At 63.3% G+C, this 229-nt stretch carries 1 protein-coding gene; it reads right to left on the bottom strand.

The window, feature by feature from the left end; genetic code table 11:
- The coding region (locus SB753_RS42225; protein ID WP_410805843.1) for a hypothetical protein at window positions 1-229 on the bottom strand (229 nt) is incomplete at both ends.

A 229-nucleotide genomic window follows, 5' to 3' on the forward strand; every position in this document is an offset into this window, starting at 1 on the left:
TCAGAAGAGCGGCGCGGTCCTCAGGATGAACCGCTGCGAGCACCGATCCCGGAATGGCTTGCAGCTCAGCGCTGGTCTTGCCGAACATTTCGACGGTATTGCCGCTTAGCCAGATGACCCGGGAGTCGCCGTTTCTAGCCTGTCGATACTGGAACGCTGTCGCCGGCAACTGGCTGGTCACGTCGATCAGCCGCAGCTCTGCTTCCCGGCGTTCGCGCGCCTCCTTGCG

Origin of the sequence: Paraburkholderia sp. SIMBA_053 (assembly GCF_046534895.1) — a bacterium.
GTDB lineage: Bacteria > Pseudomonadota > Gammaproteobacteria > Burkholderiales > Burkholderiaceae > Paraburkholderia > Paraburkholderia caledonica.